We start from the raw sequence: 13,231 nt of genomic DNA, 5'->3' as shown, positions 1-13,231 counted from the left end.
GCTTGTGGCGGCAGATCGGTTATAAGTTTCGGAATCGGTTGTAATGTGAGCAATGCCATGACCACCAAGCTCGAACGTCTCATCGACCAGGGCGTCGGCCGCGTGCCGGCCGATATCGTGCTGAAGGGTGGCCGTTTCTTCGATCTGGTCACCGGCGAACTCGTCCTGTCGGACATTGCCATCGGCGCCGATCGCATCGTCGGCACCTCAGGTAGCTACGAAGGTGAAACCGAGATCGATATATCGGGCAGGATCGTCGTCCCCGGCTTCATCGACACGCATCTGCATATCGAATCTTCGCTCGTCACACCCCACGAATTCGACCGCTGCGTTCTGCCCTATGGCGTCACCACTGCGATCTGCGATCCGCACGAGATCGCCAATGTGCTCGGAACTGCCGGCATCGAATTCTTTCTCGAATCGGCGCTGGAGACGATCATGGACATCCGCGTCCAGCTCTCTTCCTGCGTGCCGGCGACGCATCTCGAAACCTCCGGTGCCGATCTGCCGATCGAGCGCCTCCTGCCCTTCCGCCACCATCCGAAGGTGATCGGACTTGCAGAATTCATGAATTTTCCCGGCGTGATCCACAAGGATCCCGTCTGCATGGCCAAGCTCGACGCCTTCCAGGGCGGCCATATCGACGGTCATGCGCCGCTGCTGTCCGGCAACGACCTCAACGGTTACCTCGCCGCCGGTATCCGAACCGAGCATGAATGCACGACTGCCGGCGAAGCGATGGAAAAGATCCGCAAGGGCATGCACATCCTCGTGCGCGAGGGTTCGGTATCCAAGGATCTCGCCGCGCTGATACCCATTATCACCGAGCGGCTTTCACCCTTCCTCGCGCTCTGCACCGACGACCGCAATCCGCTCGACATCGCCGAACAGGGCCATCTCGATCATATGATCCGCACAGCCATCGGAAGCGGCGTCGAGGCCCTGGCGATCTACCGCGCCGCCTCGATTTCGGCTGCCCGCGCCTTCGGTCTGAGGGACCGCGGCCTGGTCGCGCCGGGCTGGCGCGCCGATCTGGTGGTACTCGACAGCCTGGAAAACTGCCGCGCCGACATGGTCTTTTCCGCTGGCCGCCGCGTCACCGATGCGCTCTTTTCCTCGCGCAGACCGGTTGCCCCGATCGGCCTCGACAGCGTCAAGGCTCGGCCCGTCAACGCCGCCCATTTCGGCGTACCGTTCGCCGAAGGCGAAACGCCTGTCATCGGCGTCATCCCGGGCAAGATCATCACCGAGCATCGCCGCTACCGCCTGCCCGTCAGCGGCAACGAGACTGCGGTCGATCTTGCCAACGATATCATCAAGGTCGCCGTCATCGAGCGCCACGGCAAGAACGGCAACCACGCCAACGGCTTTGTCCAAGGCTTCGGCCTGAAGAAGGGTGCGATCGCCTCGACCGTCGGCCATGACAGCCACAATATCTGCGTCGTCGGCGTCAACGAGGACGATATGGCGCGCGCCGCAAACCGTCTCGGCGAGATCAAGGGCGGCTTCGTCGTCGTCGAAGACAGCAAGATCACCGGTGAAATCGCCCTGCCTATCGCCGGTCTTATGAGCCTCGAGCCCTACGAGACGGTCCGCGATACGCTGCACCATCTGCGCAAAGCCGCCTTGGCACTGGGCGCCACGCTTGAAGAACCCTTCCTCCAGCTCGCTTTCTTGCCACTGCCGGTCATCCCGCACCTGAAAATATCCGACCGCGGCATGGTGGACGTGGACAAGTTCGCGCTGATTGGGTGACGGCATCCTTGGCAAATTCGGCGACAGCGCTTATTTTGCGGTAACGTTGGAGCCGATCATGACCAAGCTGGAACAGATTGAAAAAATCGTTACCGAACTCGATAAGTACGAGTTCGAAGCCTTTTCGGCGTGGTTTGAAGCCCTTCAAGCCGAACGCTGGGACAGGCAGATGGAAGCGGACGCAGCGAGTGGCAAACTCGATCATCTCGCTGAGAAAGCCTTTATCGATTTTCGTGCCGGAAAGACAAGACGGCTTTGAAACACCACGCCACTCCCGCCTTCTGGGAGGCCTATGACTGCTTACCTGAGCAGATACGGAAACTGGCCGACGGAAACTTCGATCTGCTCAAACAAGATCCCAGGCATCCCTCCTTGCATTTCAAGCGCGTCGGCCGCTTCTGGTCGGCGCGCGTCGGCACATCCTGGAGAGCTTTAGCCGCCAGGGATGGAGATGACATCATCTGGTTCTGGATCGGCTCGCACGCAGATTACGATAAGCTTCTGAAATAGCCGTCAAGCCCGCGCGCAAAACCCGTCTAGCGCCGCAAGTTTCACCAGCCCCGCGCCAGCCACCGCCCCGAAGCCCGGCATCTCGAGCGGTTCCCCGAGCACCATGCCATCAGGCAGGCGGAATTCCGCCGGTTTGCGCGTCAGGTTGAAAACGAAGAGCAGTTTTTCTCCGTTCCTTTCGCGGGTGAAGGCGAGCAGATCCTGGTTGGTGCCGATGAAGGTCATGTTGCCGTCGATCAACGCCGGGTGACTCCTCCGGAATGCAAGCGTCTTGCGGTAGTGATGCAGCACCGAGCTGTCGCTCGCTTCCTGCGTATCCACGGAAAGCACTGCCTGCTCGTAAGGCACCGGCAGCCAGCTCTTCTCGGCCGAGGTGAAGCCTGCATGCGCCTTGCCGGCTTCCCAAGGCATCGGTGTGCGGCATCCGTCTCGGCCCTTGAAGGCCGGCCAGAAGCGGATGCCGTAGGGGTCGCGCAGGTCTTCGAAGGCGAGTTCGGCCTCCGGCAGGCCGAGCTCCTCGCCTTGATAGAGGCAGATCGAACCGCGCAGCGCCGCAAGCACCGAGATCGCCAGCTTGGCGATGACAGACCGCTCTTCCTCCGTCCGCGCGAAACGGCTCACATGGCGCATGACGTCGTGGTTGGAAAAAGCCCAGCAGACCCAGCCGTCCGTGACGGCCTTCTGGAAGGCCTCAACACAGCCGCGAATATGCTCGGCGGTGAAATCCGGCCCGAGCAGATCGAATGTGTAGCACATGTGCAGCTTGTCGCCGCCACTCGTATAGGCGCCAACTGTCTTCAGCGAACGAGCGCCATCGCCGACTTCGCCGACGGTTGTACGATCTTCGTACTGATCGAGCAGCGCCCGGAAGCGCTTGAGAAAATCGACATTTTCCGGCTGCGTCTTGTCATAGAGATGGTTCTGCATGCCGTAGGGGTTGGTGTCGGGCGCATCGAGGCCCCCGTCACTGGTATCGGGCTCATGCGGCGGGTTGCTTCGGAGCTGCTTGTCGCAGAAATAATAGTTGACCGTATCCAGCCGGAAGCCGTCGACGCCACGGTCGAGCCAGAACTTCACCGTCTCCAGCACCGCCTCCTGCACTTCTGCGCTGTGGAAATTGAGGTCGGGCTGCGAGGTCAGGAAATTGTGTTGGTAATATTGCCGGCGGACACCGTCCCATTCCCAGCCCGGCCCGCCGAAGATCGACAGCCAGTTGTTTGGCGCCGTACCATCGGGCTTCGGATCGGCCCAGACATACCAGTCGGCCTTAGGATTGGTCCGGCTCGATCGGCTCTCGACGAACCAGGGATGCCGGTCGGAGGTATGCGAGATCACTTGGTCGATGACAACCTTGATGCCGAGCCTGTGCGCTTCGGCCATCATCTCGTCGAAATCGGCCAGCGTCCCGAAGATCGGATCGACGTCGCAATAATCGGAAACGTCGTAGCCCATGTCGGCCATCGGCGACTTGAAGAAGGGTGAGAGCCAGATCGCGTCGACGCCGAGGCTGGCTATATGCGGCAGCCGGCGGGTGATTCCCCTGAGATCGCCGAGACCATCGCTGTTGGTGTCCTGAAACGAGCGCGGATAGACCTGATAGATCACCGCGCCACGCCACCAGTCCGCACTCCCGCCTGCCTGCAATGCCATCGGCTACATCTCCTGCCTCGTTTGCGCTCGCCACACTAAAGCGACCGAAACAAAAGACAACCATGTGAAGCCTTTATGAAGGCCCTGCGAAGGCAGCGACGAGTCGTCGCGATATGACAAGGGGGAGACGTATGTAGACTTGTCCACAACCCGAATCCACCCTCCGGATTTGGGGTTGCAACGCAAAGCCTTTGCGATAATGTGCGCACTGACCTGCACGTAAGAGGTCAAACACCGGGAACAAATGTCTAATAAAGGCGCAAAGCCTAGAAAGGTGGACCCACCATGAACCATTTCGGGAAAAAATTTCTCGCCTCTGCAATGCTTGGCACATTGCTGGCGTTTTCGGCCCATGCGGCCACGCTCAACATTCACAATGGTGGCGACCCGCAGTCGCTTGATCCGCAGAAGCTTTCCGGCGACTGGGAGAACCGTATCGCCGGCGACATTTTCGAAGGTCTCGTCACCGAGGACGCCAAGGACAATCCGGTCCCCGGCCAGGCTGAAAGCTGGACGATTTCGCCTGATGGCAAGGTCTACACCTTCAAGCTTCGCGACGGCATCAAGTGGTCCGATGGCCAGCCGGTAACGGCAGGAGACTTCGTCTTCGCCTTCCAGCGCCTCGTCGACCCGAAGAATGCCGCCGATTATGCCTATCTGCAGTTCACCATCAAGAACGCGGAAAAGATCAACAAGGGTGAGATTACCGATCTCAACCAACTCGGCGTCAAGGCGATCGACGACAAGACGCTCGAAATCACCCTCGAAAACTCCACCCCTTATTTCCTCAATGCCCTGATGCACTACACCGCCTATCCGCTGCCGAAGCATGTCGTCGAGGCGAAGGGGCAGGATTGGGTCAAGATCGGCAACATCGTCACCAACGGCCCCTACAAGCCCGTCGAATGGGTTCCGGGCTCGCATGTCACCACCGTCATGAACGATCAGTGGTATGACACCAAAGACCTGAAGATCGACGGCGCGAAGTTCTTCGTACTTGAAGACCAGGAAGCCGCGCTGAAACGCTACCGCGCCGGCGAATTCGATATCCTCACCGATTTCCCGACCGACCAATACGAATGGATGAAGAAGAACCTGCCTGGCCAGGCGCATGTCGCCCCCTTCTCCGGCCTCTACTATTACGTCGTCAACTCGCAGAAGCCGCCCTTCAGCGACAAGCGCGTCCGCCAGGCTCTCTCCATGGCGATCAACCGTGAAGTGATCGGCCCGCAAATCCTCGGCACCGGCGAACTGCCGGCCTATTCCTGGGTTCCGCCAGGCACGGCGAATTACGGCGAGCCGGCCTATGTCAGCTGGAAAGACCTGCCCTATAGCGAGAAGGTTGCCGAAGCCAAGAAGCTTCTGACCGAAGCCGGCTTCGGGCCGGACAAGCCGCTGCACGCCGTGCTGAGCTACAACACCAACGACAACCACAAGCGTATCGCCGTCGCCATCGCTTCCATGTGGAAGCCGCTCGGCGTCGATGTCGAGCTCGTTAACGCCGAAACTAAGGTGCATTACGACCAGATGCAGCGTGGCCAGGTCGAAATCGGCCGCGCGGGCTGGCTCGCCGACTACAACGATCCGGACAACTTCCTGAACCTCCTGGTGACAGGCGTGCAGATGAACTACGGCCGCTGGTCCAATCCCGAGTACGACAAGATGATCAAGGAAGGCAACGCCGAGACGGATCTCACCAAGCGTGCGGCGATCTTCAAGAAGGCCGAACAGTTGGCGCTCGATGAATCTGCCGCCCTGCCGATCTACTACTACGTCTCGAAGAATGTCGTTTCGCCGAAGATCGAAGGCTTCGTCGACAACATTCAGGACATCCACCGCACTCGCTGGCTGTCGATGAAAGAGTAAGGGAAAACGGTCCCTCCCGCGCACTGCGGGAAGGACCGGCCCACGATCATGATCAAATACGCACTCCGTCGCCTGCTGTCGACGATCCCCGTCATGTGGATCGCCGTGACAGCCTCGTTTTTTGTTTTGCGCCTTGCCCCCGGCGGACCTTTCGATGGCGAAAGGCCATTGCCGCCGGTGATCCTGAAGAACCTTGCGATCCACTACAATCTCGACAAGCCGCTCATCCAACAGTACCTGATCTATGTCGGTGACCTGCTCCGAGGCGATCTCGGGCCCTCCTTCGCCAGTGAGGATTTCACCGTCGCCCAGCAGATCATGATCGGTCTGCCCTACACCTTCACCATCGGTACGGCTGCCTTCCTGATTGCGATCATTGTCGGCGTGGCCGTCGGCTGTCTTGGGGCGCTCTATCAGAACAAGGCGCCGGATTATATTCTGGGCGCGCTCATCCTGATCGGCGTCGTATTGCCGAACTTCCTGATTGCGCCCATCCTGCAGCTCGTCTTCGGTATCCATCTCGCGTGGTTTCCGGTTGGCGGCTGGGGTGACGGCTCGATCAAATACCTCATCCTGCCGATCGTCGTGCTCGCCCTCCCGCATGCCGGCCGTATCTCGCGCATCACGCGCGGCTCGATGATCGAGGTCATGAACCAGAACTTCATCCGCACCGCCAAGGCCAAGGGCATCGGCCCGCGGCTCACCGTGATGCGCCACGCGCTGAAACCTGCGCTGATGCCTGTAGTCTCCTACCTCGGGCCGGCCGCAAGTTACCTTCTCACCGGCTCGCTGGTTGTCGAGAGCATCTTCGGATTGCCCGGCATCGGCCGCTATTTCGTCAACGCAGCGCTGAACCGTGATTACGGCATGGTTCTCGGCACCGTCATCTTCTACATGGTGCTGATCGTGTTCCTGAACCTTCTCGTCGATATCGCCTATGCGTGGCTCGATCCGAAAGTGAGAAACAGATGATCCTCAACCCCGCAAAGCGCGAGCTGCTCGCGCAGGAGCTGCTGGAGGCGGAAGGCCTTGCGCCCGAAAGCCGCTCGCTCACCAAGGATGCCTTGCGCCGCCTCGGGCGCAACAAGGCCGCCGTCCTGTCGATCGTCGTGCTGACGGTTCTGATCCTCGCCGCCTTCCTCGGCCCCTGGTTCATTCCCTTCAACTACGAGGATCCGGATTGGGCGGCCTTCCGCATCCCGCCCTCGATCGAGACCGGCCACTATTTCGGTACCGACCCGAACGGCCGCGACCTTCTCGCCCGCGTCCTTTACGGCACCCGCGTCTCGCTGGCCGTGGCGCTGACGGCGACCGTCGTCTCTGTCTTCATCGGCGTGCTCTACGGTGCGGTCTCTGGCTATATCGGCGGCAGGTTGGATGCGATCATGATGCGCTTCGTCGATATTATGTACGCGCTTCCCTATATCCTCTTCGTCATCCTGCTGATGGTGATCTTCGGCCGCAACGTCTATCTGCTCTTTGCCGCCATCGGCGCGCTGGAATGGCTGACCATGGCCCGCATCGTGCGCGGCCAGACGCTGTCGATCAAACACCGCGAATTCATCGAAGCGGCCCGCGCATCCGGGCAGCGGCCGTTCAAGATCATCATCAAGCACATCATCCCGAACCTCGTCGGACCCGTGGTCATCTTCGCAGCATTGACGGTGCCTGAAATCATCGCCACCGAAAGCTTCCTTTCCTATCTCGGCTTCGGCGTGCAGGAACCGCTGACCTCGCTCGGCACGCTGATCGCCGAGGGAACCGATGCCATGGAAAGCATGCCGTGGCTGCTGGTCTTCCCGGCAAGCTTCCTCGTGGCCCTGTTGCTCAGCCTGCTCTTCATCGGCGACGGCCTGCGCGACGCGTTCGACCCGAAGGATCGTTAAATGGCGGATATCCTCCTCGAACTCAAAGACTACTCGATCACCTTCAAAACGCCGGATGGAGAGGTGAAAGCCGTCTCCAACATGAACCTGACCGTCAGGCGCGGCGAACGCATCGCCATCGTCGGCGAGTCCGGTTCCGGCAAGAGCCAGACCTTCCTCGGCATCATGGGCCTGCTTGCCAAGAACGGCAAAACAACGGGACAGGCGCTGCTCGAAGGCAAGGACGTGCTGGCGCTGAAGCCGCGCGAGCTCGACCAGATCCGCGGCAAGGACATGGCCATGGTCTTCCAGGACCCGATGACCGCCTTAAACCCCTCGCTGAAGATTTCAAGGCAACTGACGGAACAGCTTGAGGTTCACGGCGGGCTGACGGCACGCGCCGCATCCACTGCTGCCCTCGACATGCTCAAACGCGTCGGCATCCCCGACCCGACGCGGCGCTTCCACCTCTACCCGCACGAACTCTCGGGCGGCATGCGCCAGCGCATCGTCATCGCCATGGCGCTGCTCACCCGGCCGAAGCTATTGATCGCCGACGAGCCGACGACAGCGCTCGACGTCACAATCCAGGCGCAGATCCTTGATCTATTTAACGATCTGACGGCGGAGATGAACACGGCGCTGATCATGATCACCCACGATCTCGGCGTCGTTGCCGGCCTCGCCGACCGCGTCGCCGTCATGTATGCCGGCCGCATCGTCGAGGAGGCGCCCGTCGACGAACTCTTCGACAACCCCGCCCATCCCTATACCGCAGCACTGCATGCCTCGATCCCGCGCCCGGACCAGGACGTCGACGACCTCGTCGTCATTCCGGGCCGTCCGCCGAACCTGCAGCACCTGCCGAAGGGCTGCAATTTCTCGCCGCGCTGTTCGCAGGTCCAGGACGATTGCATCGACCGCCCGCCACCGCTCGAAACGCTGGCGCTGCGCCATTGCGCGGCCTGTTACCACCCCTTTCCCCGCCGCGAGGAGCTGTTGAACCATGGCTGATCGATCGCTCCTGAGGGTCGAGAATCTGACGACCCAATTCGAACTGCCGGCCAAGGGCCTCTTTAAGCCGCCGGTCTTCCTGACTGCCGTCAACAATGTCAGCTTCGACCTCAGCGAAGGTCGGACACTCGGCATCGTCGGCGAATCCGGCTGCGGCAAGTCGACGCTCGGCCGTTCCATCCTGCGGCTGCTGAAATCGCAGAAGGGCCGCATCCTCTGGCAGGGCCGCAACCTGCTCGACCTCACGGATGAGGAGATGCGCGCCGCCCGCCGCGACATGCAGATCATCTTCCAGGATCCGATCGCCTCGCTCGACCCGCGGATGACGGTCGGCGATATCATCGCCGAGCCGCTCACCGTCTTCGAGCCGAAGCTTACGAGGGCCGAGCGCACCGAACGCGTCCGCGACATCATGACCGCCGTCGGCCTGGTGCCGGAGATGATCAACCGCTATCCGCACGAATTCTCCGGCGGCCAGGCGCAACGCATCGGCATCGCCCGCGCGGTGGTCACCAAGCCGAAGCTCATCATCTGCGATGAGCCGGTTTCGGCCCTCGACGTCTCGATCCAGGGACAGGTGATCACGCTTCTGCGCAAGCTGCGCAAGGAATTCGGCCTGACGCTGATCTTCATCAGCCACGACCTCTCCGTCGTGCGCCTGATCTCCGACGATGTGCTGGTGCTCTATCTCGGCAGGGTGGTGGAAGCCGGCGACTGCGCCACCGTCTTCGATCATCCCGCCCACCCTTATACGCAGGCGCTGTTTTCCGCCGCGCCGGTCCCGGATCCGAAACTTGCACGGCTGCGCACGCGCATCCGCCTGCAGGGCGATCCGCCGTCGCCGCTCAACCCGCCGAAAGGCTGCGTCTTCTCACCGCGCTGCTGGAAGGCGACCGACATCTGTCGCACCGAAATGCCGCCAACAGAGCAGGTCCGCCCCGGCCAGACAGCCGCCTGTTATCATATGGACAGGCCGTGAATGGAACGGCGGCCGCGCAAGCGGCCGCCAGCTCATAAGAATGCCCAGTGCGCCATCCGTTTCGGGGCGAAGCAGACTTATTTTGGGTCTAAAGACCCTGATAAGAAAGCCTTTATAAGCATGTGTTATCCCATTTCGGCCTAATCGCAAGCCAGGGGAACGCATATATGAAATCGAAAATATCAGGTGTAATCGCACTTACCGCGGCCATGATTGCCGTCTCCGCCGTTTCGTCGCATGCCGAAGATCTGACGTTCAAGCTCATCAACGGAACGAACTCCGTGCTGACGCGCTTCTACAGCTCGCCGACCGGCGTCGACAACTGGGAAGAAGACGTCTTCGGCGAGAACGTTCTCGATCCGGGCGAAACCATGGATATCACCATCGCCGACGGCCGAACCGTCTGCAAATACGACATGCGCTTCGAATTCGAGGAAGACTCAAACCTCGAAACCACCGAAGATACGCAGGACCTTTGCGCGATGGGCAGCTACACCATCCACGAATAGGTATTAAGAGCCCGCCTTCGCCTCGTCCGTGAAGGCGGGCTTTCATCTCTCGTGATATCGACGCTTGTCACTCTGCCCGGCTCCGCGTATCAGCGATTGTGCGCCAATTCAAAGTGATAGCGCGTCCTGTTGGACGCGCGGCGCCCTAATGCCGGGAGGACAGAGTGAGCGGACGGTTTCTATCGATCGGTGAATGCATGGTGGAACTCTCGCAAGCAGGCGACGGCCTGCTGCGCAAGGGCTTTGCCGGCGATACCTTCAACACCGCCTGGTATGCCCGCGCCTGCCTTGCCGCCGACTGGTCGGTCGATTATTTCACCGCCCTCGGTGACGACGCCATGTCGGATGAGATGCTGGCCTTCATCGACACGTCAGGCATCGGCACGAGCCTCATCCGCCGTATCCGGGGCAGGACGCCCGGCCTCTATATGATCAACCTGAAAAATGGCGAACGCTCCTTCAGCTACTGGCGCGACAGCTCGGCCGCCCGCAGCTTGGCTGCCGATCCGGACAGTCTGCGCGAGGCGGTGGAAAGCGCTGCCGTCATCTATTTCTCCGGCATCACCCTTGCCATCCTGCCGCATGAGGATGCCGAGACGCTGCTCGCCGAAGTTCGTCGCGCCAAGGCCGCCGGCAAGCTCGTCGTCTTCGATCCGAACATCCGCCCGCGCCTCTGGTCGAGCTACGACGTGATGCACACGACGATTAGCGAAGGCGCCCGCTCCTCCGTGCTCGTCATGCCGAGCTTCGACGACGAGGCCGCCCATTTCGGCGATGATTCCATCGAGGCGACGATCCATCGCTATCGCGCGCTAGGTGCCATCGATATCGTCGTCAAGAACGGCGCTGACGGTGTCACGCTGAATTTTGCCGGCGAGCAAACCTTCGTTCCGGCCGAAAAGGTGAAGAAGGTGGTCGACACGACCAGCGCCGGCGACAGCTTCAACGGCGCGTTTCTCGCACGGTATCTCGAAGCAGGCGATGCGCCTGCCGCCGCCCGTTTCGCAGCAAAGGTCGCTGCCCGCGTCGTCAGCGAACATGGTGCATTGGTCGTAAAGGAAAAGCTTGGATTGGATGGCAGCTAAGCCTCGTGAACTTTCAGCTTACCGAGCTTTAGGTCTTTGTGACGCAGTATGAACGCCATGTGCGGGCGCGCTCGGCTTTGTCGGCGTCCTTGCCTCGCGACCAGGGGAAATCAGGACTTGGTCGGCCGGTCGGATCGCGAACCGCCTCGTCATGGTACCAGCAGCTGTCGAGTGCGGCATCGCAGACTTCGGCTGCCTCGCGCTCCATCAGGCGGGCGCGTTCGAACCTGTTGGCGTTGCGTATCGCCTTGACGGGAAACTGGTAGATCGTTGCGGAATCACGGTGGAAACCGGTGGGCATGAGATCGCCTCCATTCAGCTCGGCGCATCAACATTTCAGGACCGCTACCATAGCATAATGCACATAGTTTATGCAAATTGCACAAAATAAGAGCAATGTTGCAATTGTAGCCGGTCGGCATGCTGTCTCGACCAAAAGCTTCCGCCAATTTGTTTAACACTTCATCATTTGAGCTTAACGCCGCAATTTTCATCCGGTTCCAGATGGAAAAGGTGCGTTTTGATGGCCGATACCGCCTGCGAGCGTTAAAAACAGCCCGATTATCCAAAAGGGAAAAAATCGGTCGGTACGCTGATTCGCGATTTTTCTTTCGCGCGGCGCCAAAACTGGCACGCTACGTGCTTTTAAAGCGTCATCCCTGGCGATCGGATGCGCTTGCGCGCCGAGGTTGCCTCCGGATTTGCTCACCTTTGTAGCACTGAGAGAGTCGCGATGACAAAATTTAAGCTCGAGTACATTTGGCTCGATGGGTACACACCGGTACCGAACCTGCGTGGCAAGACGCAGATCAAGGAATTCGATGAATTCCCGACGCTGGAGCAGCTTCCGCTGTGGGGCTTCGACGGTTCGTCGACCATGCAGGCCGAGGGCCGCAGCTCTGACTGCGTGCTGAAGCCCGTCGCCATTTATCCCGATCCGGCCCGCACCAACGGCGCTCTCGTCATGTGCGAAGTCATGATGCCGGATGGCGTCACACCGCACGCATCGAACGCTCGCGCGACCATCCTCGACGACGAAGATGCTTGGTTCGGCTTCGAACAGGAATATTTCTTCTACCAGAACGGCCGTCCGCTAGGCTTCCCTGAGCAGGGCTACCCGGCTCCGCAGGGTCCCTATTACACTGGCGTCGGCTACTCGAACGTCGGCGACGTTGCCCGCGAAATCGTCGAAGAGCACCTCGACCTCTGCCTCGCTGCCGGCATCAACCACGAAGGCATCAATGCCGAAGTGGCCAAGGGTCAGTGGGAATTCCAGATTTTCGGCAAGGGCTCCAAGAAGGCCGCCGACCAGATCTGGATGGCACGCTACCTGCTGCAGCGCCTGACCGAAAAGTACGGCATCGACATCGAGTATCATTGCAAGCCGCTCGGCGACACCGACTGGAACGGCTCGGGCATGCATTGCAACTTCTCGACCAAGTACCTGCGCGAAGTCGGTGGTAAGGAATATTTCGAAGCGCTGATGGCGCAGTTCGACAAGAACCTCATGGACCACATCGCGGTCTACGGCCCCGATAACGACAAGCGCCTGACCGGCAAGCATGAGACGGCTCCGTGGAACAAGTTCTCCTACGGCGTTGCCGACCGCGGTGCTTCGATCCGCGTGCCGCACTCCTTCATCAAGAACGACTACAAGGGCTATCTGGAAGATCGCCGCCCGAACTCGCAAGGCGACCCCTACCAGATCGCTTCGCAGGTTCTGAAGACGATCTCGGAAGTTCCGACTGCAAGCTCGGCCTCCGCTGCCGCTTAACCTCCCGAACGGCGCCGGTCCTCGATCGGCGCCGTGACCTTCTTTTTTCCGTATGAAAACCGCCGCCGGCTACCGACATGATCGGGGCGATCGGTCAGGCGAAAGCCCTGCAATCCTTGCAATATGGGCTGTAATATTTCCATCATGGTCATGCCTCAAAATAGAGAAGCGGGAATCGCCGTTCCGGAACCCCGCTTTGGGGTTGAGCGTTGCCAGATCACTGC

Annotated in this window: 12 protein-coding genes and 1 pseudogene; 11 read left to right on the top strand and 2 right to left on the bottom strand. The window is 60.3% G+C overall.

Annotated features, from left to right (window positions below):
- The first annotated feature begins 57 nt into the window (after positions 1-57).
- From ade to ACS4RR_RS09010, 3 genes are read left to right on the top strand one after another with little or no spacing between them, the layout of a single operon-like run.
- Complete coding sequence (ade, locus tag ACS4RR_RS09020; RefSeq protein WP_456189985.1) at positions 58-1,755, top strand: adenine deaminase; 1,698 nt, start codon at positions 58-60, stop codon at positions 1,753-1,755.
- Positions 1,748-2,014, top strand: a complete 267-nt coding sequence (locus tag ACS4RR_RS09015; RefSeq protein WP_456189984.1) for a hypothetical protein — start codon at positions 1,748-1,750, stop codon at positions 2,012-2,014. Before ade ends, ACS4RR_RS09015 begins: the two co-directional genes overlap by 8 nt.
- Entirely contained in the window at positions 2,011-2,265 is a 255-nt protein-coding gene (locus ACS4RR_RS09010) for a ParE family toxin-like protein (protein WP_456189983.1), read from the top strand. Before ACS4RR_RS09015 ends, ACS4RR_RS09010 begins: the two co-directional genes overlap by 4 nt.
- 3 nt (positions 2,266-2,268) lie before the next feature.
- On the opposite strand, the gene bglA is transcribed toward ACS4RR_RS09010, so the two are convergent.
- Positions 2,269-3,915, bottom strand: coding sequence for a beta-galactosidase BglA (gene bglA / locus ACS4RR_RS09005; protein WP_456189982.1), 1,647 nt, complete (start codon positions 3,913-3,915; stop codon positions 2,269-2,271).
- A 285-nt stretch (positions 3,916-4,200) separates the two neighbouring features.
- Here bglA and ACS4RR_RS09000 point away from each other — a divergent pair, with 285 nt between their 5' ends.
- From ACS4RR_RS09000 to ACS4RR_RS08970, 7 genes are all read left to right on the top strand, one after another.
- Complete coding sequence (locus ACS4RR_RS09000; RefSeq protein ID WP_456189981.1) at positions 4,201-5,781, top strand: peptide ABC transporter substrate-binding protein; 1,581 nt, start codon at positions 4,201-4,203, stop codon at positions 5,779-5,781.
- A 48-nt stretch (positions 5,782-5,829) separates the two neighbouring features.
- Positions 5,830-6,753, top strand: coding sequence for an ABC transporter permease subunit (locus tag ACS4RR_RS08995; protein ID WP_017965401.1), 924 nt, complete (start codon positions 5,830-5,832; stop codon positions 6,751-6,753).
- On the top strand, positions 6,750-7,667 hold the full coding sequence (locus ACS4RR_RS08990) for an ABC transporter permease (protein WP_018495229.1): 918 nt from the start codon (positions 6,750-6,752) through the stop codon (positions 7,665-7,667). Before ACS4RR_RS08995 ends, ACS4RR_RS08990 begins: the two co-directional genes overlap by 4 nt.
- Positions 7,668-8,660, top strand: coding sequence for an ABC transporter ATP-binding protein (locus ACS4RR_RS08985; protein WP_456189980.1), 993 nt, complete (start codon positions 7,668-7,670; stop codon positions 8,658-8,660).
- Positions 8,653-9,639: an ABC transporter ATP-binding protein gene (locus ACS4RR_RS08980; protein ID WP_017965404.1), complete on the top strand. Its 987-nt coding sequence runs from the start codon at positions 8,653-8,655 to the stop codon at positions 9,637-9,639. The genes ACS4RR_RS08985 and ACS4RR_RS08980 overlap by 8 nt, the downstream gene beginning before the upstream one ends.
- A 167-nt stretch (positions 9,640-9,806) precedes the next feature.
- Positions 9,807-10,148, top strand: a complete 342-nt coding sequence (locus tag ACS4RR_RS08975; RefSeq protein ID WP_017965405.1) for a hypothetical protein — start codon at positions 9,807-9,809, stop codon at positions 10,146-10,148.
- A 164-nt stretch (positions 10,149-10,312) separates the two neighbouring features.
- Complete coding sequence (locus tag ACS4RR_RS08970; RefSeq protein WP_017965406.1) at positions 10,313-11,233, top strand: sugar kinase; 921 nt, start codon at positions 10,313-10,315, stop codon at positions 11,231-11,233.
- A 110-nt stretch (positions 11,234-11,343) separates the two neighbouring features.
- Here ACS4RR_RS08970 and gstI read toward each other — a convergent pair.
- Positions 11,344-11,534, bottom strand: a pseudogene (gene gstI / locus ACS4RR_RS08965) (glutamine synthetase translation inhibitor GstI).
- 432 nt (positions 11,535-11,966) lie between these two features.
- Between gstI and ACS4RR_RS08960 the strand changes: the two are divergent.
- Positions 11,967-13,007 (top strand): glutamine synthetase beta-grasp domain-containing protein, encoded by a 1,041-nt coding sequence (locus ACS4RR_RS08960; RefSeq protein ID WP_017965408.1) that lies wholly within the window; start codon positions 11,967-11,969, stop codon positions 13,005-13,007.
- Positions 13,008-13,231 lie beyond the last annotated feature (224 nt).

Source organism: Rhizobium zaerense (genome assembly GCF_051810725.1).
GTDB classification, from domain to species: Bacteria; Pseudomonadota; Alphaproteobacteria; order Rhizobiales; family Rhizobiaceae; genus Rhizobium; species Rhizobium leguminosarum_I.
Note: the sequence above shows the minus strand (reverse complement) of the source record. Positions and strands in the feature narration are given on the sequence as shown.

Coding starts and splice junctions, on each gene's coding strand:
- ade (WP_456189985.1), top strand. CDS start 58: ATGACCACCAAGCTCGAACGTCTCATCGACCAGGGCGTCGGCCGCGTG.
- bglA (WP_456189982.1), bottom strand. CDS start 3,915: ATGGCATTGCAGGCAGGCGGGAGTGCGGACTGGTGGCGTGGCGCGGTG.
- ACS4RR_RS09000 (WP_456189981.1), top strand. CDS start 4,201: ATGAACCATTTCGGGAAAAAATTTCTCGCCTCTGCAATGCTTGGCACA.
- ACS4RR_RS08995 (WP_017965401.1), top strand. CDS start 5,830: ATGATCAAATACGCACTCCGTCGCCTGCTGTCGACGATCCCCGTCATG.
- ACS4RR_RS08990 (WP_018495229.1), top strand. CDS start 6,750: ATGATCCTCAACCCCGCAAAGCGCGAGCTGCTCGCGCAGGAGCTGCTG.
- ACS4RR_RS08985 (WP_456189980.1), top strand. CDS start 7,668: ATGGCGGATATCCTCCTCGAACTCAAAGACTACTCGATCACCTTCAAA.
- ACS4RR_RS08980 (WP_017965404.1), top strand. CDS start 8,653: ATGGCTGATCGATCGCTCCTGAGGGTCGAGAATCTGACGACCCAATTC.
- ACS4RR_RS08975 (WP_017965405.1), top strand. CDS start 9,807: ATGAAATCGAAAATATCAGGTGTAATCGCACTTACCGCGGCCATGATT.
- ACS4RR_RS08960 (WP_017965408.1), top strand. CDS start 11,967: ATGACAAAATTTAAGCTCGAGTACATTTGGCTCGATGGGTACACACCG.